The following is a 22,709-nucleotide window of genomic DNA, read 5'->3' as shown; positions in this document are numbered from 1 at the left end:
ATAATATGACGTTAAGATTTATTTTGGCAGGGGCGGTATTTTCCTTGCTATCTGCCTGTTCAAGCAGTCCTGACATTTTATTAAATCAAAATCCGAAGGTGATTGATGTTAGTGAGTTAACGCAATATTGGATTCAAGATAACGACTATTTTAGGATGAATATTGGACCGAAAAGAATGCCCCCTAAAGATACTGAAGGGTTTGTTGAAATTCGTTATTTAATTGATTCGAATGGTAACGTGTTCAACCCCGAGATAGTAAAGTCTGAGCCTGAAGGTTTTTGGGATTACAGTGGCATGAAAGCATTGAGTAAAATTCAGTATAAAAAAGCAGACACGAATCCCTTAGCTGTGCCCGTTTATGTGACGACGCGTATTGAGTTTAAGTTTTAGTTTTTATACTCAAGTGCAATGTCAACATTCCTTGATTGTTACGAGAGTGGCTAATATTAATGCATACTTGTTAGTGTAATAAATGAACATAAGCTTATTTTCATGGAGTGTTTTGTCTATGGATATCAATATGCCTGAGTCATCTTTTTATTGGGGGTCTTTTACGGCTCTATTGTTGTGTTCTTTTGGGGCACTCACAGTGTGATTGTTCGTTTTTTGACTGTCGATTTAGGCGGTATAGCTATTGCTTGTATCAGGCTTTATATTGCGGCTTTTTGTTTAGGATTATGTCTTAAAATGCGAGGCGATACCGATAAGGAGCGGTATAAGAAGTCTTGTATTTTGGTGGACAACGTTGACTGCAACGGTTACTTTTATTTTTTCAGCTTTGTTTTTGAAAGAGGCAATGACATTGGATATGATAATAGGTGGCATGTTGATTATCATCGGTGTCAACATATCAAGGTTGTCATCATCAGGGTCATTGGCTGGTAATGAGTTTGTCGATTGAAGGGGAATGGGCTTATACACAATAGGGAATGTATAATTGGTTCAATGTTGGATTAATGGACTATGCAATTACCATAAACACCCGCTAATATTTGATATAAGCAATGACCATTAATGGATTAATCTTATGGAAATACCATTATGGACCCCCTCAGAAGATAGAGTTAAGCAGTCTAATCTCATTGGATTTATGGCTTATTTAAATCAAAATGGGTATTCCTTTTCCAGCTATTTGTCACTCTATGAGTTTTCCATTAATCAACCGACCTTGTTTTGGCAGTATGTGTGGGAGTATGGCGACTTTGTTATTTACACTCCCTTTAGTCGTGTGCTTGAACATACACAAGAAATGGAGAAAGCTTGCTGGTTTCAGGGGGTAACACTCAATTTTTCTGAAAACTTATTAAGGCGCCGAGATGATAAACTGGCTATTGTCAGTTACGATGAAAGGGGTAAGCTGCAAACATTGAGCTATGCCGATCTTTATTCTCGAGTTGCTAAGTTGAGTTCTTGGTTAAAAAAACAGAATTTAGTGCAGGGAGACAGAGTGGCAGGTTTCATGCCTAATATTGCCGAAACAGTTATTGCTATGTTAGCTGTTACTAGCTTAGGAGCTGTCTGGTCAAGTTGTTCACCTGATTTTGGTTTTCAAGGAGTATTAGACAGGTTTGGGCAAATCGCCCCAAAGGTTATTATTACCACAGATGCTTATATCTATAATGGTAAGATATTAGATAACCTTGAACGAATTAACCGTATATTGCCTCATATTGATAGTGTCGGCCACCTTGTTGTTGTTCCCTATATTAATCACCAGCTATCGCAAGCAGAGATAAAGAAACAGCTACCACTCATTAAGGCGGAGAGTCATTCTTACTCAGATATACAGGCTTTGGAGCATGAGGAAATGACCTTTGTTCCTGTTTCTTTTGAACATCCACTTTATATTATGCACAGTTCTGGAACGACAGGTGTGCCTAAATGTATTGTGCATGACACGGGGGGAACATTATTACAGCATTATAAAGAATTAGTATTTCATGTTGATTTAACTGAAAACAGCACTATTTTTTACTATACCACTTGTGGGTGGATGATGTGGAATTGGCTGGTGTCGAGTTTAATGACGGGAGCAAAGATTATTTTATATGATGGCTCACCATTTTCACCACATCCTGAAATACTTTGGGATATTGCCGAAAAAGAAAACATTAATGTGTTTGGGACAAGTGCCAAATATATTTCGGCACTTGAAAAAGCGGGTGTGAAGCCAAAGAGAAGCCATCATTTACCTCACCTGAAAACGGTATTATCGACAGGTTCTCCTTTAGTACATGAAAGTTTTGATTTTGTGTATAAAGAGGTCAAGTCTGATCTTTGTTTATCAAGCATTTCGGGGGGGACTGATATTATTTCATGCTTCGCACTTGGCTGTCCTATTTTGCCTGTATTTCGTGGTGAGTTGCAATGTATTGGGTTAGGGATGTCGGTGCAGGTGCTTAATCCACAAGGAAAGTCATTAATAGGACCTAAAGATAAAAGTGCTAGGGGGGAATTAGTATGTACAAAGCCTTTTCCTTCAATGCCAGTCTATTTCTGGAATGATGCTGGGGATCATAAATATCATGACGCTTATTTTTCTCGTTATGACAATATATGGGCTCAAGGGGATTATGCGGAGTTAGTGCAACATGAAGCGCAAATTGGGGTGATTATTTATGGCCGTTCGGATGCGGTACTTAATCCTGGTGGAGTACGAATAGGAACGGCTGAAATCTATCGTCAAGTTGAAAAAGTGGATGAGGTTGTAGAATCGATAGTGGTGGGGCAAGGGTGGAAAGGCGATGTGCGTGTTGTTTTGTTTGTTGTGTTACGGGAGGGCATGACATTGAACGCGGTGTTAATGGATAATATTAAACAAACCATTAAGGAAAATACCACTCAACGTCATGTACCAGCAAAGATAATTCAAGTAGCTGATATTCCAAAAACCATATCGGGAAAAATGGCTGAACTTGCGGTTAGAAATGTCATTCATAATCGTCCTGTGAATAATGCAGATGCGCTAAAGAATCCTGAAGCGCTTGCACTATTTAAAGATTTACCAGAATTAATGGCTTAAAGTGGCTGCTAAGGAGTGGGTAGCATTAAGATGAGTATCAATGATGTTGAGTTGATGTGTAAAGAGGGAGCTTACAACATTATAGGCGAGTGGTGACGGCTATTTTGCTTCTTCAATGCACATTGATGATAGTGAACAAACAGTTCTTTTTGTTTTGGAAATAAATGGATCCCATCTTGAAAAACCCGTTTAGCTTGATAAAAACGTTCCATATTCAGTAGACATTGGCCGAGTAATAATAGCCCTGAGCTGTTGTCAGGATGAATGTGTAAGGATGACTCAAATAAGACTAATGCGTCTTCATATAAATCAGTTTCCATATACAAGGAGGCTAAATGTTCCATTGCTGTGGTATTTTTGGGATAGAGTTCAATGGCTTTTTTGTATAAATCGATAGCATTATTCACATGACCTCGCTGCTTTTCCTTATTGGCTTTTTGATCAAAGGCCATAGACTGAGTGATTATTTTTTCTTTATTTTGTCCGGTGAAATGCACATAACGTTCAAAATGCGCATGTTTAAGGTAATGAATATAACCTTTAAGGTCATAGGATGAGGGATTTTTATGGGTTAATTTGTGCCACTCTTTAAAATCATTGATATCCACTTGAGCGTGTTGGTTGGCAATAAGACTTTGATTCAGGCTCGCTAGTGTGGGTTTGTGCTCTTGTGCTCGATAGATGATGCTGTGGGCAATAATCTGCTGCTGTTCATTTTTTTCTAATGCGAGGATGTGAACCATATACCATTGGTGGTGATTTTTATTGATGAGTATGTCACCCCGTTGAATATGAAAGGGATTGATGGTGGCGACACATATACTCTGTTGGGTCAATAAAACGAATAAGATCAGTAATAAGCTGTAAAAACGCATGGATGTCCTAAAGTCTTGCTGTCATTAGCCACATTATTTTAATGGGCTTTTCCTTATGTGTCTTTTACTATAACTTGTTCGATTAAATCAGGTAAATAATCAATTTATACAATTGCTTATATTAATTTCTTGTTGTATGTGCTGTGACTGAATAAGACGTTAACGACTCACCCGTTATTTTTATCAATAAACCCAGTGAGTCGTTATTTCAGTGTATGCAGTAATTAATAGGCTTTATCATGGACCGATTGAACGGCGCGGCCAGAAGGATCGACAATGTTTTGCAAGCTTTCATCCCATGCTAGCGCTTCTGGTGTTGAGCAAGCAACGGATTTACCGCCTGGAACAGTCTCAGCGGCACTTGGTAATGGAAAGTGTGTTTCAAAGAAGCAGCGATAGAAATAAGCTTCTTTTGTCGTTGGCGTGTTATGGGGAAATTTAAATTCAGCACTGGCGAGTTGCTGATCGCTGACTTGGGCCTGTGCATGATCTTTAAGTCCATCAATCCATGAATAACCAACACCGTCGCTGAATTGTTCTTTTTGACGCCAAGCAACTGACTCAGGTAATTTATGCTCAAAAGCTTCACGCAAAATATGCTTTTCAATGCGTCCGTCTTTTGACATTTTTGCTTCTGGATTAATGCGCATAGCCACATCCATAAATTCTTTATCGAGGAAAGGCACACGTGCTTCTAAGCCCCAAGCTGCCATGGCTTTATTGGCGCGCAAACAATCATATAAATGCAGTTTATCGAGTTTTCTGACGAGTTCTTCATGGAATGCTTGTGCATTGGGGGCTTTGTGAAAATACAGGTAACCACCAAATAATTCATCGGCGCCTTCACCGGATAAGACCATTTTAATCCCCATAGCTTTAATCTTTCTTGCCATTAAATACATGGGCGTGGCGGCGCGGATGGTGGTGACATCATAGGTTTCTAAGTGGTATATGACATCAGTTAAAGCATCTAATCCATCTTGGAAGGTAAAGGTCATCTCATGGTGTATCGTGCCAATGGCATCGGCGACTTTTTTCGCGGCGATAAGATCGGGGGCGCCTTCAAGGCCAACGGCAAAAGAGTGCAGCTGAGGCCACCAAGCGCTCGTTTCACTGTTATTTTCAATACGGCGCTTGGCAAATGTTTGCGTAATGGCTGAAATAACGGATGAGTCAAGTCCACCTGACAGCAATACACCATAGGGAACATCAGACATGAGTTGACGTTTAACAGCGCCTTCTAATGCATCGCGCAGCTCATCAACACTAGCGGCATTGTCAGCCACTTGAGAAAATTCACGCCAATCACGCTGGTAATATTGCACAGGCTTACTCAGTTCGCTGCAAAAGTAATGGCCAGGTTTAAATGTTTCGACTGTTTTGCATACAGGCATTAAGGCCTTCATTTCAGAGGCAACATAAAATTGTCCATCTGCATCTCGTCCAGTATAGAGCGGAATAATGCCCATGTGATCGCGGCCAATTAAGTAACTGTCTTTTACTTTGTCATAGAGAACGAAAGCGAAAATGCCGTTGAGCTTATCCAGAAAATCCACACCGTATTCTTGATAGAGAGCTAAGATAACTTCACAGTCTGATTGCGTTTGATACTGATATTTATTGCCTAGTTCAGTTTTTAGTGCTTTATGGTTATAGATTTCACCATTAACAGCCAATATGAGGTTACCATCTTGGCTGATCAAAGGCTGAGCGCCATTATCAATGTCTACAATGGCCAAACGTTCGTGGGCCAGTATGGCTTTATCACTGTTGTAAATGCCCGACCAGTCAGGTCCGCGATGACGAAGTAGTTTTGACATTTCAAGGGCAACTTGCCTAAGTGCAGTCACATTCGAGTGAATATCTAAAATGGCAAAAATTGAACACATAATAAAACTCCTGAGCTGGCGAACTTGTATTGAATTGAGTCTACTGTGACATTAAGTGATGTTTTTCTCAAACTTTAAAACGGAAATTATTCATATAAACTGGCTTTTTATTGATAAAAACGCCATTTACTTCGCATTATAATTATTGAATATTCATTTTTATAGCCTTTTGTTAAGCATATAATAATTACATGGTGCTGTGAAAGGTCATAGATTAAGGGTTATGCAATAGAGGGGATAAAAAATTGAAAAAAATGAATTGAACCATTTTAGTTGTTATTTTGAGTGTTTATTTATTCAATTGGTGTTTTATTGTTTTTATTTGCAGTATTAAAAGAAGTAAAAATTAACATATTTGATTTACTTCTTTTAATAAAAAGAGGCTTTAATCTGTAATAGGAGGGTGGGCAGGCCTTAAAGAGTAAAATTCACTGCCTTTATAGAAACCTGGCCAATCATGATTGCTGGCTAATTCGTTTGCAGCATTAAAATACACATTGAGATCTTCAATGGCGCCACGTAAATCCCAATCTTCACGGTATTCATCGCAAATATCATGATAGCAGCCTTGTACATTCTTTTTCATCTGTGCTTTCTTTATTGCCGTTGCTTCATCGATGGGGTGGTTTCCACCTCCAGCAAAAACGGCAGGGACGCCATTTTTAGCAAAGCTGAAATGATCTGAGCGAAAAAAACCACCGACTTCAGGTTTGGCTTCACTAATGGCATGGCGCTGCTGAAGCGTGGCATTTTTTATCAGATAATCTTCAAGTTCAGATTTGCCTTTTCCCACAATAATATAATCCGTGGTGGGACCATAAATATTGCTGCTATCTAAATTAAAAACGGCGACAGTTTCAGACAATGGGTAGATAGGGTGATCCACATAGTAGCGAGAGCCTAATAAACCTTGTTCTTCTCCTGTAGTGGCAATAAAGGTTAAAGAGCGGGCTAGTGGGCCATTCTCTTTAGCGAGTTGAATAAATTTTCTTGCTATGGCTAGCATTCCTGCCGTGCCCGAAGCATTATCGACAGCGCCATTATAAATGTTATCACCTGTCTTTTGTTTGTCTGTACCAATATGATCCCAATGGGCGGTGAAAATAATATGTTCATCAGCTTGCGTTGAGCCTGGTAGTGTGGCAATAACATTATAACTGTTTGAATAACTAGTTTTATTTTTAAATGAAATAGAGGCTGTCATGTTCAGAGGCAGGTTTATTTCACTGGCTGAAGCCCTGTCTAACACATTTTTAAGGGGCAAACCTGCCTGTTTAAAGAGTTGTTTTGCTCTGTCAAAGGTGAGCCAGCCTTCGACTAAGATGCGATTGTTGGTGTCGTTTTTATTGGGTTGTAGATCTTGTTGCGGGCCATTCCAACTATTGGTGACTACTGACCAAGGGTATCCTGCAGGTTTCGTTTGATGAATAATAATGGCGCCAAGCGCCCCTTGGCGACTGGCTTCTTCAAACTTATAGGTCCATCGTCCATAATAGGTCATTGCTTTTCCATCAAATAACTCACTGTTAGGGTGAGCGAAACCGGGATCATTGACTAAAATTAAGGCTATTTTTCCTTTCATATCAATATCCCTGTAATCATTCCATTTGTACTCGGGGGCATTGATACCATATCCAACAAAAACCAATGGGGCGTGTTGGATATCAATGTTTTCATTATCGTGTCGACTGTTCAACATGATGTCTTGTCCACTTTGTAGATTAAGATCACCTAAGCGGATCACTTGTTTCTTTGAAGCGGAGTAACTTATCATTGGAACGGCCTGTAAATAACCGTTATCATTAGGCTTTTTTAGACCCATTTCTTCAAATGAGCGAGTGAGAAACTGTAAGGTTAGCTTTTCTCCATAGGTATTGGGTGCTCGGCCTTCAAATTTATCGGATGAGAGAATTTTAATATCTTGACGAATATGAGATTCATCAAATGAAGCTTTGGTTGCAGTTTCATTGGGGCTGCAAGCGATAATTTGTGCTAATAAAAAAACGATTACGAACACGCGCATGTTTCTTTCCTGTTAATTTTTTGTTCTTTTTATCACAACCATGACTAATGTTAAATAAAATCTGTGAGTATGATGTACCTTTAGACTGATTTAATGAAATAGAAGACTGTAACGGAATGTAATTATCGATAAGATGATTTAAAAATCAATTCATTCAGCCTCATTAAACTATGTTAATGTCTTCTGCGCAATCAAAGATGTGATTAGGCCTAAAAGGGAATTGGTTTATGTCACTGAGCTGACTCACTCCACTGGTAACCAGAACCGTTTCTAAACCAGCTTGAAAGCCTGCAAGGATATCGGTATGCATATTATCACCAATAATAATAGTGTTATCTGAGTGTGCCTGAAGGTGATTGAGTGCTGAACGAATAATCCATGCGCTGGGCTTGCCAACATAAAAAGGCTTATGGCCGCTGATCCTTTCAATCGGTGCGCATAATGCACCGCATGCAGGGCTGTAAGAAGGGCCATGGGTATCAGGATTAGTGGCAATAAACCGCGCACCTTGGGCGACGAATTTAGCTGCTTTGTGGATCATATCCCAATTGTAAGAGCGGGTTTCACCGACGATGACAAAGTCGGGGTTGATATCGGTGATCGTAAAACCCGCTTTATAGAGTTCATGGGTTAAGGCACCTTCCCCTATCACATAAGCTTTATTTCCATCTTGATGTGTTAAAAAATCTGCCGTTGCCATTGCAGAGGTATAAAAGTGAGATTCTGGAATGGTAATGCCAGCAGCGCCGAGTCTATTTTGCAGATCTTTTGCGGTTTGAACGGGGTAGTTAGTTAATAAAACCAGTGGATTACCTTGTTCTAAAATGCGTTTAATAAAGTTATCACTTCCGGGGATAAGTTTGTTGTCATGTAAGAGTACACCATCAATATCACAGATAATATTTTTCATTCAGGTTTTCCTGTTCAGGTTGGCAGCATTCTCGGCAAGTATATCATTTTTTATACGTAAGAGAGGTATTCGCTTTATTCTGGGTAATGTGTAATGGGTAATGGGTAATGGGTAATGGGTAATGGGTAATGGGTAATGGGTAATAGGTAATAGGTAATGGGTAATAGGTAATAGGTAATAGGTAATAGGTAATAGGTAATAGGTAATGGCGCAAGAGGTTTTAATCAGGGTATTGGAGCCACTTAGGAGTTAAGAGGAGAAGTGGCTCCAGCTGGAGTATGAATTAATCTGAGGCGTAGCCGTTAATAGGCAGACACTGTTTATCCAAATAAGCGAGATTGTCTTTCATATGCAGACGACCTAAACTGAACCACTTCACTACGAGTGGATAAATTCGATGTTCTTGTTCATGCACTCGTTCAGCTAAGGTATCAAGGGTATCGTCGTCATAAACTGGAACGTTAGCCTGTAAAATAACGGGGCCTGCATCCAATTTAGGGATGACAAAATGAACACTTGCGCCATGCGCTTTGTCATTGGAAGCTAATGCGGCTTTATGGGTATTCAGACCTGGATATTTAGGCAGTAAAGAAGGATGAATGTTGAGCATTTTACCTTCATATTTTAACACTAACTCATCGCTTAAAATCCGCATAAAACCGGCCAATACAATTAAATCTGGCTGATAGTGATCAATAGCTGTAATAAGGCGTTTGTCATATTCAAGGCGGCTTTCATCCTGATGAGGAATAATACAGCTAGTATTCACTTCAGCCATGTGCGCACGGGTTAAGCCGTAGGCATTAGGATTATTGCTGATCACCCCTACAATATCTGCTTGTGGATTATCATCACAGCTATCCATAATGGCTTGTAAATTACTGCCATTACCAGAAATAAGAACTAAAATACGACAAGGCTGCGCCATTAAACTATCTCCACTTGTTCATCATCACTTTGACGATGCGCAATATGACCAATCAACCAAGCGTGCTCGCCTTCTTCTGCTAATAGTGATAGTGCTGCTTCGACTTTATCTTGGGGTAAGGCAATCAACATACCGACACCACAGTTAAACGTGCGGTACATTTCAAATTCACTGATATTGCCATTATCCATTAACCAATGAAAGACTGCTGGCCACTGCCAAGATTGGCCTTGAATGATGGCTTTGCAATCATCGGGTAATACACGAGGAATATTTTCCCAAAATCCTCCTCCTGTGATATGGGCCATCGCATGCACATTTGATGCTGCAATCAGTTTAAGTAAGGATTTAACGTAAATTTTGGTTGGTTCTATTAAGTGATCGATTAATGGCTTATCACCTAATAAAGTCAGAGGATCTGCATCGCTGACTTCTAAGACTTTACGAATGAGAGAAAAACCATTGGAGTGAGGGCCACTTGACGCTAATGCAATGAGCGCATCGCCTGCTTTAACTTTACTGCCGTCAATGACCTCTTCTTTTTCAACAACACCGACACAAAAACCGGCAAGATCGTAATCTTCACCTTCATACATACCCGGCATTTCAGCGGTTTCTCCGCCGATTAAGGCGCACCCAGATTGATGGCAACCTTCAGCAATACCGTTAACGACTGCGGTCGCTGTCGCAACATCGAGTTTTCCTGTTGCATAATAATCGAGAAAAAATAAAGGCTCGGCACCGGATACGATTAAATCGTTAACACACATGGCAACAAGATCAACACCCACACTGTCATGTTTTTTATGATCGATAGCCAGTCTTAGTTTCGTGCCAACACCGTCAGTGCCAGAGACGAGAACAGGGTGTTTATATTTAGTGGGAAGCTCACAGAGTGCGCCAAAGCCACCTAGGTTGCCCATGACTTCTGGGCGGTGAGTGCGTTTTACTGCAGATTTAATGTTATCGACAAGTGCATTTCCGGCATCAATATCGACACCTGCGTCTTTGTAGCTCAATGGAGTAGTTGGAGTGCTCACGAAGATCCTCTCAGGTACGGGTACATCGTTATAGGATTTTATGCGGCGCCATTCTATCAGTTTGCTGAAGGGGTCGAAAGCCATGTTTAGTGTTTTAAAGTGTGATAAGGGCTCATATATGGAAATTTTATGTTTTAGAATGAGAACAAATACACTAAGATTATGCAAATTTGTTGTCTCAAAAATCAATAAAAAGAGGATAAACCTATGAAAGTCGTTGAAGTCAACCACCCTTTAGTCCGCCATAAAGTGGGATTGATGCGTGAAGGTGATATCAGTACTAAACGTTTTCGTGAGCTAGCTGCTGAAGTGGGTAGTTTATTAACCTATGAGGCAACGGCGGATTTTGAAACAGAAACGGTGACGATTGAAGGGTGGAACGGTCCTGTCAGTGTGGAGCAAATCAAAGGTAAGAAAGTGACTGTTGTGCCGATTTTACGTGCGGGTCTTGGTATGATGGACGGCGTATTAGAACATTTGCCTAGTGCAAGAATTTCCGTGGTGGGGATGTATCGTGATGAAGAAACCTTGCAGCCTGTTCCGTATTTTGAAAAATTAGCCAGTCATATTCATGAGCGTATCGCTTTGGTTGTTGATCCTATGCTTGCGACAGGGGGCTCTATGATTTCCACCATTGATTTATTAAAAGATAGGGGTTGTACAGCCATTAAAGCGTTAGTGTTAGTTGCTGCACCTGAAGGCGTGGAAGCATTAAAAGCGGCCCATCCGGATGTTGAACTATATACTGCGGCAATTGATGATTGTCTCAATGAACAAGGCTATATTTTACCTGGATTGGGTGACGCTGGAGATAAAATATTCGGGACTAAATGATCAATAAGTGGTAATTAATAAATAGTTACCATTAAGTGATGCAATAAAAAGGGAGCTAATAGCTCCCTTTTTATTGGCTGTTTCATGCTTGATTAGAGTACCATGGCAGCAATCCAGCCAAATACCAGTAAGGGAATGTTGTAATGAATGAAAGTGGGGATCACACTGTCATTGATATGATCGTGTTGACCATCTGCGTTGAGGCCAGCAGTGGGCCCTAAGGTTGAGTCTGATGCGGGTGAGCCTGCATCTCCTAATGCTGCTGCGGTTCCCACGAGTGCGATAGTTGCAGGCACGGAAAAGCCAAAACCTAACGAGAGTGGCACATAGATGGTGGCAATAATGGGAATGGTCGAGAAGGATGAGCCTATCCCCATGGTGATAAGCAGACCGACAAGTAACATTAAAAAGGCAGCAAGGGGTTTATTATTCCCAATGATGTCATGTAATGAGGCCACTAATGTATTGACATCACCAGTGGCTTTTATCACCGCGGCAAAGCCAGCAGCTGAAATCATGATGAAGCCAATATTGGCCATCATGCGCACACCTTGATTGAAAATATCTTGATCGGCGACATGTTTTAATGCCCCAGAAAAGCTAAAAATAATAAAGCCCATTAAGGCGCCAAAAATCATCGAACCCGTGTAAAGTTGGACTGTTAATGCAGATAAAATGGCTGTAACGGCAATAATGATATTTTTCTTTTGTATTTTTTCTTCGGGTTCAGCTTTTAAAATCGCCGATTCACTGTATTCTCTCGGCTTTCGATAGCTAATAAATACAGCAATGAGTAATCCGACTATCATGCCTATTGCAGGCAGTAACATGGCGCTGGGTATCTGTTCCCGCACTGCGTGAAGGCCGTTATTATTGAGATTAGCCAAAAGAATATTATTTAAGAAAATACCACCAAAGCCGACTGGAATGATCATATAAGTCGTGACTAAACCAAAAGTGATCACACAAGCAACAAGTCTTCTGTCAAGTTTTAACTTTGACATAACATGTAACAGTGGTGGGATCAAAATAGGGATAAAGGCGATATGTATCGGTATGAGGTTCTGCGATGAAATAGCCATGGCTAGGATCGCTAACAATAATCCCCAACGGACTTTATTCATATTGCTGGTGTTCTGTTCTTTGCCTAAAGCACTAATGACTTTTTGTGAAATTAAGGTGGTTAGGCCTGAATGGGAAAGCGCAACGGCAAATGCCCCTAATAATGCATAACTCAAGGCAATTTGAGCACCACCACCTAAACCGGTATTGAAGGCATCGACAGTATGTTGTATATCAATGCCCCCCACTAACCCAGCGACAAGTGCGCTAACGGTTAATGCAATAACGACATTAACTCTAGCTATACTGAGCACCAACATTAAACAAACGGCAATCACGACAGCATTCATAAGCTTCTTTCTTATTGTTTGAGTGACGAAAAGTCCTATAGTGTGACGTCTATTTATTACTTGTCCAGTGCTTATGATTTGTCATTAACATATAAAGATCATATCTCTGCCTTTATCGATTGTATTTCCTTGATTTTTACAAGGTCAAACTGCTGGTAATTTGTGCATATGAAGGTGATTTAAATTTAAATTTATCGATATTAGTCTTAAATAGGTTGTACCTTGCTATACACTGCCTATAATGCCTGTAGCTTTTTGTAGATGATCTTATTCAATCCATAGATGGAGACATAAAATGAGCGTATTAGTAGGCCGTTCGGCACCTGATTTCACAGCGGCAGCTGTACTGGGTAATGGTGAAATTGTTGACAGCTTTAACCTAAGCGAAGCAATTAAAGGTAAGCCAGCGGTAATTTTTTTCTACCCACTTGATTTTACTTTTGTTTGTCCTTCTGAGTTGATCGCTTTTGATCACCGTATTGAAGAGTTCAACAAGCGTGGTGTTGAAGTTATTGGTGTATCTATCGATTCACAATTTACCCACAATGCATGGCGTAATACTCCTGTCGATCAAGGTGGTATTGGGCAAGTTAAATATACCTTAGTTGCTGATGTGAAACATGAGATCTGTAAGGCATATGATGTTGAGCATCCAGAAGCGGGTGTGGCTTTCCGCGGATCTTTCCTTGTTGATAAGGCGGGCCAAGTTCGCCATCAAGTGGTGAATGACTTACCACTGGGGCGTAACGTTGATGAAATGCTACGTATGATTGATGCACTTCAATTCCACGAAGAGCACGGTGATGTGTGCCCAGCTGGTTGGGAAAAAGGCGACAAAGGTATGGATGCAAGTCCAGAAGGTGTTGCATCTTACCTTAGCAATAATGCTGACGAGCTATAACTTACTCTGATCCAATGCGTATTTAATAGTATTAAAAAGCTGCGATTATCGCAGCTTTTTTTATTGCTTGAATATTAGGCTCAGAGGATAAACTCAGGTTATGCCTCTACGGGTGAGTTGACACTGTCTTCATCTTCTGCTGATTTTGATTCATGGATCAACGGCCAGCCACCTAAACTTTTCCAGCGATTCACGATAAGACAAAACAGTTCAGCTGTTCGCTCAGTATCATATAAGGCTGAGTGGGCTTGTTTGTTATCAAATTCAATTCCTGCCATTGAGCAGGCTTTAGCCAGTACGGTATGCCCAATGGCAAGCCCTGCTAGGGTTGCTGTATCAAAAGTCGCAAAAGGATGAAATGGAGTGCGTTTTAATCCATTACGTTCTATGGCTTTAGTGACAAAGCCATGATCAAAGGCAGCATTATGGGCCACAATGATACTGCGATGGCAATCGGCTGCCTTTTGTGCTTTTTTGACTTCTTTGAATATGTCTAAAAAGGCTTGCTTTTCGTCTACAGCCCCTCTAAGAGGATTCGTTGGATCGATGCCATTAAATGCTAATGCTTCAGGCTCAAGGTTAGCACCTTCAAAAGGCTCGATATGATAATGAAGTGTTTTATCTAATACCAAGTGACCTTCTTTGTCCATTTTCAGTAGCGTTACCGCTATTTCTAGCAACGCATCCGTTTGAGCGTTAAACCCTGCAGTTTCTACGTCGATGACAACAGGAAAGTAGCCTCTAAAACGGTGTTTCATTTTATGCGCGTCGCAAATGTCAGTCATGCAATTATCCTAATAATTTATCTGGCATTATTATACCTATCCCCAAGCGACTTGAAAATGTATGTTTTGAGGGGCTGTCAAAAGAGACGATTGAAACGTGCCTGATGAAAATCATGATTTAGCATCCTTATCCCCTAAAGCAATCAAAGTGTAGGCCGATAATGAGTATTATTCGATAGCGAAGGTATTTTGATATGCGCTGGCGTATATTTATGGCTCTTATTTTATGTGGTTCTTTTCCAGTGAAGGCTGACTTGCGATCCTTTATTGCTGATCTCGACACCGCGCAGTGGCAGCTTAGTCTCAATGATCCGTTATCATGCCAATTAGTTCATGATATTCCTGCTTATGGCAAAGCGGTATTTACCAGTCGAGCGAGTAAAGACACCAATTTAAATTTTACCTTGGATATGTGGGTTAAACCCAGCAAGAAAACGCCTGTTACATTGAAAAGTCTTGCTCCTAAGTGGCAACCGGGAAAATCGGGTTATTTACTGACGGAGTTTGATTTTTATCCTTCATTTGGCGGTGAGTTATTGGATGATTTAGCTTGGAATGTGTTGGCGCAACTTGATTTAGGTATGCAGCCGACCTTTTCTTACAACGATTGGTACAATGTGCAAGATCAAGTGTCGGTCGGTTTGTCATCCGCTAATTTTAAATCGACATTTAGCGCATTTAAGGCTTGTGTGTCTCAATTATTACCTTTTTCATTTGAAGACATTTCATTGACTGTTTTGTCTTATCAATCGGGTGGAGTTCAGCTCACGTCGGCGGCTCAAGAACAGTTAGCAAAGCTTAAAGCTTATTTGGCTTTTGATTCGAATGTTGAATTGGTTTTAATTGATGCCTATAGCGATAGTTATGGTTCTAGGCATTATAATCAATCCTTATCACAGAAGAGAGCGGATGCACTTAAAGGGGTTTTGCTGGAAAGTGGTATCGATACCGATCGTATTTTGACCGTGGTACACGGTGAGAAGCGGCCGATTGCTTCTAATCTTTCGGTTGATGAAAGAGAGCGGAATCGGCGAGTTGTGATCCAGATCACTAAATATTGATGTCTATTGTTGGCGGCGAAAACGATTAAATTACTATTATTTTCAGGAACAGAACCGCTCGCAGGTATTACGATAATGATATTAATGATAATTAATTATTTAAACTATGCCTAAAACGTAAAAATTGATTGAATTAATGAATAAAAACGTTGATTTTATGCTCATATAAAGAAAAATGCCCGCTGAATGTTCAGCGGGCTGCAAAAATATGGTTTGCAATCAACAAATTGAAGGAAGGAAGTCATGCACAAGAAGCTGTGGAAACACTTCTGTAATCATTTACTAAAGCATAAAGCTCTATGTTCTCATCTCTGCTAGTAGACACTTCCTGAGAACGTGGTAATGATAGGGTTTTCAACTAGTGATCACAAACGAGAAAAACTGAGTTAATTGATTAGTAATTCTAATGCTTATTGTTTTTCCAAATGTTGATAAAAAGAACTTTCATTAAGTAACTGGATGAAATTAAATTGTTTTTTATGTTGTTTTCTTTTTTCATTAATAAATCAATGTTATCAGATTATTAATCTTCTCTAATGTTAAACATACCGCTTTTTCTACTTCCAATTGCTATATCAAGGGGGATGGACTTCGATTGGACTAAAGTTTAACTTGTTGTTTTGATTATTGAGTCTGGAGTTTGTTTTATTTCTTTATACTTAAGTTTGGGTGAGTTAAAGCTTGTATGGTGTTTTTTTCTCTTTATTCTTGTTACGTATTGTAGCATCTGATTTTGCCAGAGCATTCACAATTGGCGATAGGCTAGGTATAGTATGCCTTTATTTTTACTTAGATTGGCATTTATTAACGTGATATTTCGCTGGCCCATTTTTATCTATTATGAAGACACGGATGCAGGTGGTGTGGTTTATCATGCCAATTATTTAAAGTTCTTTGAACGTGCAAGAAGTCAGTGGCTAAATGAACTGGGGATCAGTCAGGCTGATCTACTGGCAGATGATTTGGCTTTTGCAATTAAACACAGTGAACTTGATTTTTGTAAACCGGCAAGATTAGAACAGAACTTAATAGTGGAGACTAAGGTCAATAAGGTTAATCGTGCCTCTTTGTTATTTGAACAGCAGCTCGTGGATGAAATGGGCGTGGTGTATTGTAAAGCAATGATCTTAGTGGCTTGTATCTCATTATCTGAAATGAAACCTAAAGCTATACCGAAAAATATTATCAAGGAGTTTTCCTGTGGAAGCTGATATCTCTTTAGTGGGTCTATTTTTACAGGCCAGTTTACTGGTTAAATTTGTCATGTTGACCTTGTTAGCGCTATCCGTTGTGTCGTGGGGGGTGATTTTACAAAGGCGAAAATTATTGACTTCTGCGAAAGTACAAGCTGATAAGTTTGAAGATAAATTTTGGTCGGGTGTTGATTTAAACAAACTCTATCAAGAGCTTTCTGCGCGCCAAGAGAGTAATACTGGGACGGAATTATTATTTGTGACAGGCTTTAAAGAATATGCTCGTTTGAGCAAATTAAACGGCCGAGTTCCAGAAGCTGTGATGGATGGTAGCTATAGAGCCATGAGGGTCTCTTTATCGAGAGAGTTAGATAATTTAGAAACCCATTTGCCATTATTAGCAACGATTGGCTCAACCAGTCCTTATATTGGTTTATTCGGTACTGTATGGGGCATTATGAATTCTTTTATTGCTCTTGGTGCGGTGGAAAATGCCACTCTTGCAATGGTTGCCCCTGGGATTGCAGAAGCATTGATTGCAACAGCTATGGGATTATTTGCCGCTATTCCTGCTGTAATTGCATATAATCGTTTTTCAACACAGGTTGAAAAAATTGAAATGGCATATGCGAATTTTATGGAAGAATTTTCCAGTATATTGCACCGTCAAGCTTACAGTGAAAAGGAAAAAGGATAATGCAACAGGGCTATCAACGAAAACGTCGTCGTCCTGTGGCTGAGATCAATGTTGTGCCTTATATCGATGTCATGTTGGTTCTCTTGATTATTTTTATGGTCACAGCGCCTATTGTCACTCAAGGAGTGAAAGTCGATTTACCTCAAGGTGCTGCAGAGTCTTTGCCTGCGGACAGTAAACCGCCTGTTGTTGCATCTATTGATGCACAAGGGGATTATTATTTGGATGTGGGCAGTGTGAGTAATCGTGAGACATTAAGCTTAGATGATATGGCAGTACGAGTGGCTGCAATCATTCAACTTGAGCCTCAAAGGCCGGTTGTTGTTAAAGCGGATAAAAGTATTGCCTATGAAAAAGTGATCCAGTTAATGGTGACGTTACAAAACGCAGGTGTGCCTTCGGTTGGTTTAATGACTGATGCGCCAAAGGAGAAATAGGTGGCTAAAAAACCGAAGTTAAGTATACCGATTTCTATTTCGGCAACAATACACATAGGCGTGATAGTACTGCTGGTGCTGAATCTTAAGTTTGATGATAAACCTGATGTCATTCCTCAGGCAAGTGCGCCAGCATTACAAGCGGTGGTTGTTAATCAATCGCAAGTTAACCAGCAGGTTGAAAAGCTTAAAGCACAAAAGTTAGCCGCTGAGCGAAAAGAAAAACAGCGACAAGATGAGCTCAAACGTCAAGCGGACAAAGCGAGAAAAGACAGAGAGCAAGAACAGTTAAGAATTAAGAAGCTTGAGCAACAGCGCCAGCAGAAAGAAAAAGAAACGCAACAGGCATTGGCGGCTGCGAAAGCGGCTAAATTAAAGCAGCAGCAAGAATTGGAAAAAGCGCAACAAGCTGAAAATCAACGTAAACAAAAAGAAAAAGAGCGACAAGTTGCTGAGGCTGCAGCGAAACAGGCGGCAGAAAAACGTAAGCAAGAAGAGGTTGCCGCGAAAAAAGCGGCTGATGAACGTAAGCGAAAAGCAGAAGCTGAGCGTAAACGACAAGCCGAAGAAAAAGCACGCCAAGAACAAGAAAGAATGATGCAAGAAGCGTTAGCAGAAGAGCAAGCCAATCTTTCTAGTCTTAAAAATAAACAGTTGGTGTCTGAGGTCAATAAATATCGTGCAATGATAAAAGCGACGATAGAGCGAAACTTAGTGACGAATGAATCAATGAGAGGGAAAAGTTGTAAAGTGTTTATTCGTTTGGCTAAGGATGGTTTTGTCACTGCGGTGAAAACATTGGGTGGTGATAATGTTGTTTGTCGCGCAGCGAAAACGGCAATAACAAAAGCCGGACGTTTACCTGTATCTGCTGAGCCGGATGTTTATGAAAAGTTAAGAGAAATCAACTTAACAGTGTCTCCCGATAAGTTTAATTAAAGGATTCTTATGAAAGTATTAGGAAAATATTTAGTTTTAATACTTGTATTTTGTTCAGCGCCAGTCAAGGCTGCATTGGACATTGTAATTACCGAAGGGGTTGATGCGGCGCGGCCTATCGTTGTATTGCCGTTCAAATGGGAAGGCCAAGGTCCAGCGCCTTCACAAATATCAGATGTAGTGACAGCTGATTTAGCGAGAAGTGGTACATTCAATCCTATTGATACATTTGGACTACCACAAAAAACCTTATCGAGTATAAGTGATTTTAATGCCGCGAGTTGGAAGAATGTGAGTGCTGAAGCCGTTGTTGCTGGTACGGTTAAACCTTATGGCGCAGGGCAGTATTTAGTCACCTTTGAATTAATTGATTTAATCAAAGCACAGCAGACTCCAACGGCTGTGAAAAGTGATTTAGTCCTTGATACTCGTGAAGCGGTGATTTCTGATGCGCAGTTTAGGCAATATGCTCATAGGATCAGTGATATTGTTTATGAGAAATTGACTGGGATTAAAGGGGCCTTTTTAACGCGTATTGCATATGTTGTAGTGAAGCATGGTGATAAATTTCCTTATCGGTTAATGATTGCCGATTATGATGGTTATAACGAGCAAATGTTATTACGTTCACCTGAGCCATTAATGTCCCCAAGCTGGTCACCAGATGGAAGACGGTTAGCGTATGTCAGTTTTGAAAATAAAAAGTCTGAGATTTATATCCAAGATATTTATACCCAGGCAAGAACCAAAGTGACGAGTTATCCCAATATAAATGGCGCGCCTGCGTTTTCACCAGATGGTAAAAAATTAGCGATTACGCTTTCAAAAGATGGACAGCCTGATATCTATATTGTTGATATTGCGACTAAAGCCCTGAAACGTGTCACTAATCATTATGCTATTGATACAGAAGCTAAGTGGTTTCCAGATGGTAAATCTTTGTTGTTTACTTCTGAAAGAGGGGGAAGGCCGCAGTTGTACCGTGTTTATTTAGACACTGGGAAAGTCTCTCGCTTGACCTTTGAAGGTGAGTGGAACTTGGGTGGGACTGTTATGCCTGATGGACGTGGAATTGTGTTTGTGAATAGGACAAAGGGTAAGTTTCATATCGCAAGAATGGATTTAAAGACACGCTTTATGCAAGTGTTGACTGAAACGCATCTTGATGAATCTCCAAGTATTGCGCCCAATGGTACTATGGTCATTTATGGGACGACTTATCAAGGCAAACAGGTATTGGCTGCAGTATCAATGGATGGGCGATTTAAAGCAAGATTACCAATGGGACAAGGGGAAGTAAAATCACCTTCTTGGTCACCATATCTCTAACTAAACTATAAGATTAAGGATTTAATAATGGATTTAAATAAGCTCTTTAAAGCAATGTTGGTTGTACTTCCTATTATGGCAGTGAGTGCTTGTAGTTCAACATCGGAAACTGAAACCGATGCAACAAGTACGAATGGGTCGACATCAAGTGAGTCAGCAGCAAATGGCGTTCAAACGGGTGGTGTCGCTCCGATCGTTTCACCTGAGGAGCAGCAACGTCTTAAGTTTCAAGAGTTAAGAAAAGAGAACACCATTTATTTTGAATTTGATAATAGTACTATCACGCCTCAATTTGAAGAAATTTTAAGCGCGCATGCTGCCTATTTAGTGGCTCATTCAAATGTAAAAGTGGTGATTGAAGGTTATACTGATGATCGTGGTACGCCAGAGTATAATATTGCACTTGGTGAGCGCCGCGCGAAATCTGTTGCTAAATACTTACAAGGAATGGGCGTATTACCGTCTCAAATGAGTATTGTGAGTTACGGCGAAGAAAAACCTGCTAATACATCTCGCACTGATGCTGGCTTTGCTCAAAATCGTCGAGCTGTTTTGGTTTATTAATTAAAGTACAGGGTTAAATTTATGAAAGTCGCCGCATATATTGCGGCAATATCCCTTACGACAGGCGCTGCTTTTGCGGCGCCTGCTCCTGTTGAGGATATTGCTACTGCTTCAAGCTCTATTAATACAAGAGTGGCGAAGTTAGAAAGGATTATTAAGGCAAAACAACAGAGTGAATTTCAGATGCAGCAACGCTTGGATGCTTTGCAGCAAGATGTTTTGGATTTACGGGGACTGACAGAGCAACAAGGTTATCAAATTGAGCAGATGCTGCAGCGGCAAAGGCAGTTATATGATGATATCGCTAACTTAACAAATGCCGCTACCACACCAAAGAAAAGCCAGCCTACGGGAGCGGCGTCAAGCTCATTAGGTGAAACGGCAAGTTATGAAAAAGCGGTTAATTTAGTGCTTAAACAGCGTCAGTATGATGAGGCTATTCCTGCTTTTCGTCAATTTATCGATGAGTATCCTAATTCGACATATGCTGCTAATGCAAATTACTGGTTGGGTCAACTGTTATATAATAAAGGCGACCTCGTTCAGGCTCAAACTGCTTTTACCACAGTAGTTGAGAAATACAAAGACTCAACCAAACGGGCAGATAGCATGGTTAAGCTTGGCATGATAGCCAAAAAGCAAGGTAATGTAACCAGTGCTCGTAAATTCTATCAAAATGTCATTAAAGAGTATGCGAACAGCGCCGCTGCTCGCATAGCAGAGCAAAAACTAGCCGATTTGTAATCGTCGTTATTCAAAAATCAACCTTCTCGATTGTTTTTCAGGCAACTGACAAAAAAGGTTTAATTTGCACTTGCATGGCGAGATTAAAACGGTATTATAGGCGCCCTCAGAACGAGACGGGTATTTGAGGGCTTCAAATAGTTTATTGGTAATAGCGGCTTTAAATGTTATTTATCATTAACATATTGATACCAGATGGGTCGTTAGCTCAGTCGGTAGAGCAGTTGGCTTTTAACCAATTGGTCGAAGGTTCGAATCCTTCACGACCCACCACTACCCTTTAAGTGTTGTTCAGTTGAGAATAGAGAAATAAGCAATACTTGATGGGTTGTTAGCTCAGTCGCTATTTTGTAAAGCAAGGGCAGTTGGATTTTAACCACTTTAATATTAAATAAGGTTAGGTTACAAACCTGCACGAGTCACCACCTTCTAAAGGTGTCACTGATTAAAAAACAGTGAGAATTTAGACATAAGCAATACTCGATGGGTCGTTAGCTCAGTCGGTAGAGCAGTTGGCTTTTAACCAATTGGTCGAAGGTTCGAATCCTTCACGACCCACCATTTTCTAAAAGTCTCATTCAGTTGAAGCATTTAGAAATAAGCAATACCAGATTGATCGTTAGCTCAGCCGCTTTTTTGTAAAGCAAGGGCAGTTGGCTTTTAACCGCTTTATTATCAAATAAGGTTAGGTTACAAACCTGCACGAGTCACCACCTTCTAAAGGTGTCACTGATTAAAAAACAGTGAGAATTTAGACATAAGCAATACTCGATGGGTCGTTAGCTCAGTCGGTAGAGCAGTTGGCTTTTAACCAATTGGTCGAAGGTTCGAATCCTTCACGACCCACCATTTTCTAAAAGTCTCATTCAGTTGAAGTATTTAGAAATAAGCAATACTTGATGGGTTGTTAGCTCAGTCGCTATTTTGTAAAGCAAGGGCCGTTGGATTTTAACCAATAGGTTAAAAACTAAATTAAAACGGAACATCACTCTTGTATAGAGTATAAAATGTAGAAGCAATATCAGATGGGTCGTTAGCTCAGTCGGTAGAGCAGTTGGCTTTTAACCAATTGGTCGAAGGTTCGAATCCTTCACGACCCACCACTATTTTTATAGTGTTGTTCA

The 22,709-nt window shown here is 40.2% G+C and carries 21 protein-coding genes and 4 tRNA genes; 17 read left to right on the top strand and 8 right to left on the bottom strand.

The window, feature by feature from the left end:
* Positions 1-5: 5 nt before the first annotated feature.
* From Q0779_RS10030 to Q0779_RS10020, 3 genes are all read left to right on the top strand, one after another.
* Positions 6-392: an energy transducer TonB gene (locus Q0779_RS10030; RefSeq protein WP_298772180.1), complete on the top strand. Its 387-nt coding sequence runs from the start codon at positions 6-8 to the stop codon at positions 390-392.
* A gap of 201 nt (positions 393-593) precedes the next feature.
* Positions 594-887 (top strand): hypothetical protein, encoded by a 294-nt coding sequence (locus Q0779_RS10025; RefSeq protein ID WP_298772178.1) that lies wholly within the window; start codon positions 594-596, stop codon positions 885-887.
* 142 nt (positions 888-1,029) lie between these two features.
* Positions 1,030-3,024, top strand: coding sequence for an acetoacetate--CoA ligase (locus Q0779_RS10020; RefSeq protein WP_298772175.1), 1,995 nt, complete (start codon positions 1,030-1,032; stop codon positions 3,022-3,024).
* Positions 3,025-3,095: 71 nt separating this feature from the next.
* On the opposite strand, the gene Q0779_RS10015 is transcribed toward Q0779_RS10020, so the two are convergent.
* The 6 genes from Q0779_RS10015 to purM all read right to left on the bottom strand — a co-directional run bounded on the left by Q0779_RS10015 (position 3,096) and on the right by purM (position 10,689).
* Positions 3,096-3,899 carry a tetratricopeptide repeat protein gene (locus Q0779_RS10015; protein WP_298772173.1) on the bottom strand — a complete coding sequence of 268 codons (804 nt, stop codon included), beginning with the start codon at positions 3,897-3,899 and terminating at the stop codon, positions 3,096-3,098.
* Between the two features lie 224 nt (positions 3,900-4,123).
* Complete coding sequence (gene asnB, locus Q0779_RS10010; protein WP_298772172.1) at positions 4,124-5,788, bottom strand: asparagine synthase B; 1,665 nt, start codon at positions 5,786-5,788, stop codon at positions 4,124-4,126.
* A gap of 385 nt (positions 5,789-6,173) precedes the next feature.
* Positions 6,174-7,811: a M28 family metallopeptidase gene (locus Q0779_RS10005; protein ID WP_298772171.1), complete on the bottom strand. Its 1,638-nt coding sequence runs from the start codon at positions 7,809-7,811 to the stop codon at positions 6,174-6,176.
* A gap of 163 nt (positions 7,812-7,974) precedes the next feature.
* Positions 7,975-8,721 carry an HAD-IIA family hydrolase gene (locus Q0779_RS10000; protein ID WP_298772169.1) on the bottom strand — a complete coding sequence of 249 codons (747 nt, stop codon included), beginning with the start codon at positions 8,719-8,721 and terminating at the stop codon, positions 7,975-7,977.
* 283 nt (positions 8,722-9,004) lie between these two features.
* Entirely contained in the window at positions 9,005-9,649 is a 645-nt protein-coding gene (purN, locus tag Q0779_RS09995) for a phosphoribosylglycinamide formyltransferase (RefSeq protein ID WP_298772167.1), read from the bottom strand.
* Positions 9,649-10,689 (bottom strand): phosphoribosylformylglycinamidine cyclo-ligase, encoded by a 1,041-nt coding sequence (purM, locus tag Q0779_RS09990; RefSeq protein ID WP_298772165.1) that lies wholly within the window; start codon positions 10,687-10,689, stop codon positions 9,649-9,651. Before purM ends, purN begins: the two co-directional genes overlap by 1 nt.
* A 207-nt stretch (positions 10,690-10,896) precedes the next feature.
* Here purM and upp point away from each other — a divergent pair, with 207 nt between their 5' ends.
* The gene (upp, locus tag Q0779_RS09985; RefSeq protein ID WP_298772163.1) at positions 10,897-11,523 is read left to right on the top strand and encodes a uracil phosphoribosyltransferase; all 627 of its coding nucleotides are present in this window, start codon (positions 10,897-10,899) and stop codon (positions 11,521-11,523) included.
* Positions 11,524-11,615: 92 nt separating this feature from the next.
* Here the strand turns inward: upp and Q0779_RS09980 are convergent, their stop codons facing one another.
* The gene (locus tag Q0779_RS09980; RefSeq protein ID WP_298772161.1) at positions 11,616-12,935 is read right to left on the bottom strand and encodes a Na+/H+ antiporter family protein; all 1,320 of its coding nucleotides are present in this window, start codon (positions 12,933-12,935) and stop codon (positions 11,616-11,618) included.
* 295 nt (positions 12,936-13,230) lie between these two features.
* Here Q0779_RS09980 and Q0779_RS09975 point away from each other — a divergent pair, with 295 nt between their 5' ends.
* Positions 13,231-13,836: a peroxiredoxin C gene (locus Q0779_RS09975; RefSeq protein ID WP_298772159.1), complete on the top strand. Its 606-nt coding sequence runs from the start codon at positions 13,231-13,233 to the stop codon at positions 13,834-13,836.
* A gap of 98 nt (positions 13,837-13,934) precedes the next feature.
* Here the strand turns inward: Q0779_RS09975 and rnt are convergent, their stop codons facing one another.
* The gene (gene rnt, locus Q0779_RS09970; RefSeq protein WP_298772157.1) at positions 13,935-14,621 is read right to left on the bottom strand and encodes a ribonuclease T; all 687 of its coding nucleotides are present in this window, start codon (positions 14,619-14,621) and stop codon (positions 13,935-13,937) included.
* Positions 14,622-14,815: 194 nt separating this feature from the next.
* On the opposite strand from rnt, the gene Q0779_RS09965 reads away from it, so the two are divergent.
* The 12 genes from Q0779_RS09965 to Q0779_RS09910 all read left to right on the top strand — a co-directional run bounded on the left by Q0779_RS09965 (position 14,816) and on the right by Q0779_RS09910 (position 22,688).
* The gene (locus Q0779_RS09965; protein WP_298772155.1) at positions 14,816-15,682 is read left to right on the top strand and encodes an OmpA family protein; all 867 of its coding nucleotides are present in this window, start codon (positions 14,816-14,818) and stop codon (positions 15,680-15,682) included.
* A gap of 809 nt (positions 15,683-16,491) precedes the next feature.
* The gene (ybgC, locus tag Q0779_RS09960) at positions 16,492-16,893 is read left to right on the top strand and encodes a tol-pal system-associated acyl-CoA thioesterase (RefSeq protein WP_298772236.1); all 402 of its coding nucleotides are present in this window, start codon (positions 16,492-16,494) and stop codon (positions 16,891-16,893) included.
* Positions 16,883-17,572, top strand: a complete 690-nt coding sequence (gene tolQ / locus Q0779_RS09955; RefSeq protein WP_298772153.1) for a protein TolQ — start codon at positions 16,883-16,885, stop codon at positions 17,570-17,572. The genes ybgC and tolQ overlap by 11 nt, the downstream gene beginning before the upstream one ends.
* Positions 17,572-18,009, top strand: coding sequence for a protein TolR (gene tolR, locus Q0779_RS09950; RefSeq protein WP_298772150.1), 438 nt, complete (start codon positions 17,572-17,574; stop codon positions 18,007-18,009). Before tolQ ends, tolR begins: the two co-directional genes overlap by 1 nt.
* Complete coding sequence (gene tolA, locus Q0779_RS09945; protein ID WP_298772148.1) at positions 18,010-18,948, top strand: cell envelope integrity protein TolA; 939 nt, start codon at positions 18,010-18,012, stop codon at positions 18,946-18,948.
* Between the two features lie 9 nt (positions 18,949-18,957).
* On the top strand, positions 18,958-20,277 hold the full coding sequence (gene tolB, locus Q0779_RS09940; RefSeq protein WP_298772146.1) for a Tol-Pal system beta propeller repeat protein TolB: 1,320 nt from the start codon (positions 18,958-18,960) through the stop codon (positions 20,275-20,277).
* A 27-nt stretch (positions 20,278-20,304) separates the two neighbouring features.
* Positions 20,305-20,841, top strand: a complete 537-nt coding sequence (gene pal / locus Q0779_RS09935; protein WP_298772144.1) for a peptidoglycan-associated lipoprotein Pal — start codon at positions 20,305-20,307, stop codon at positions 20,839-20,841.
* Positions 20,842-20,862: 21 nt separating this feature from the next.
* Complete coding sequence (gene ybgF, locus Q0779_RS09930) at positions 20,863-21,585, top strand: tol-pal system protein YbgF (protein WP_298772140.1); 723 nt, start codon at positions 20,863-20,865, stop codon at positions 21,583-21,585.
* A 197-nt stretch (positions 21,586-21,782) separates the two neighbouring features.
* Positions 21,783-21,858 (top strand) — tRNA-Lys (locus tag Q0779_RS09925).
* 212 nt (positions 21,859-22,070) lie between these two features.
* A tRNA-Lys gene (locus Q0779_RS09920) sits at positions 22,071-22,146 on the top strand.
* Positions 22,147-22,358: 212 nt separating this feature from the next.
* Positions 22,359-22,434 (top strand) — tRNA-Lys (locus Q0779_RS09915).
* 178 nt (positions 22,435-22,612) lie between these two features.
* Positions 22,613-22,688: transfer RNA gene (locus Q0779_RS09910), tRNA-Lys, on the top strand.
* Positions 22,689-22,709 lie beyond the last annotated feature (21 nt).

This window comes from uncultured Shewanella sp. (genome assembly GCF_947491715.1).
GTDB lineage: Bacteria > Pseudomonadota > Gammaproteobacteria > Enterobacterales > Shewanellaceae > Shewanella.
Note: the sequence above shows the minus strand (reverse complement) of the source record. Positions and strands in the feature narration are given on the sequence as shown.

Excerpts from the sequence above, each read along its gene's own strand:
- purN (WP_298772167.1), bottom strand. The coding sequence starts at position 9,649 with ATGGCGCAGCCTTGTCGTATTTTAGTTCTTATTTCTGGTAATGGCAGT.
- tolR (WP_298772150.1), top strand. The coding sequence starts at position 17,572 with ATGCAACAGGGCTATCAACGAAAACGTCGTCGTCCTGTGGCTGAGATC.
- asnB (WP_298772172.1), bottom strand. The coding sequence starts at position 5,788 with ATGTGTTCAATTTTTGCCATTTTAGATATTCACTCGAATGTGACTGCA.
- Q0779_RS09975 (WP_298772159.1), top strand. The coding sequence starts at position 13,231 with ATGAGCGTATTAGTAGGCCGTTCGGCACCTGATTTCACAGCGGCAGCT.
- Q0779_RS10030 (WP_298772180.1), top strand. The coding sequence starts at position 6 with ATGACGTTAAGATTTATTTTGGCAGGGGCGGTATTTTCCTTGCTATCT.
- pal (WP_298772144.1), top strand. The coding sequence starts at position 20,305 with ATGGATTTAAATAAGCTCTTTAAAGCAATGTTGGTTGTACTTCCTATT.
- tolB (WP_298772146.1), top strand. The coding sequence starts at position 18,958 with ATGAAAGTATTAGGAAAATATTTAGTTTTAATACTTGTATTTTGTTCA.
- Q0779_RS10015 (WP_298772173.1), bottom strand. The coding sequence starts at position 3,899 with ATGCGTTTTTACAGCTTATTACTGATCTTATTCGTTTTATTGACCCAA.
- Q0779_RS09980 (WP_298772161.1), bottom strand. The coding sequence starts at position 12,935 with ATGAATGCTGTCGTGATTGCCGTTTGTTTAATGTTGGTGCTCAGTATA.
- rnt (WP_298772157.1), bottom strand. The coding sequence starts at position 14,621 with ATGACTGACATTTGCGACGCGCATAAAATGAAACACCGTTTTAGAGGC.
- upp (WP_298772163.1), top strand. The coding sequence starts at position 10,897 with ATGAAAGTCGTTGAAGTCAACCACCCTTTAGTCCGCCATAAAGTGGGA.
- Q0779_RS09965 (WP_298772155.1), top strand. The coding sequence starts at position 14,816 with ATGCGCTGGCGTATATTTATGGCTCTTATTTTATGTGGTTCTTTTCCA.
- Q0779_RS10020 (WP_298772175.1), top strand. The coding sequence starts at position 1,030 with ATGGAAATACCATTATGGACCCCCTCAGAAGATAGAGTTAAGCAGTCT.
- ybgF (WP_298772140.1), top strand. The coding sequence starts at position 20,863 with ATGAAAGTCGCCGCATATATTGCGGCAATATCCCTTACGACAGGCGCT.
- Q0779_RS10000 (WP_298772169.1), bottom strand. The coding sequence starts at position 8,721 with ATGAAAAATATTATCTGTGATATTGATGGTGTACTCTTACATGACAAC.
- Q0779_RS10005 (WP_298772171.1), bottom strand. The coding sequence starts at position 7,811 with ATGCGCGTGTTCGTAATCGTTTTTTTATTAGCACAAATTATCGCTTGC.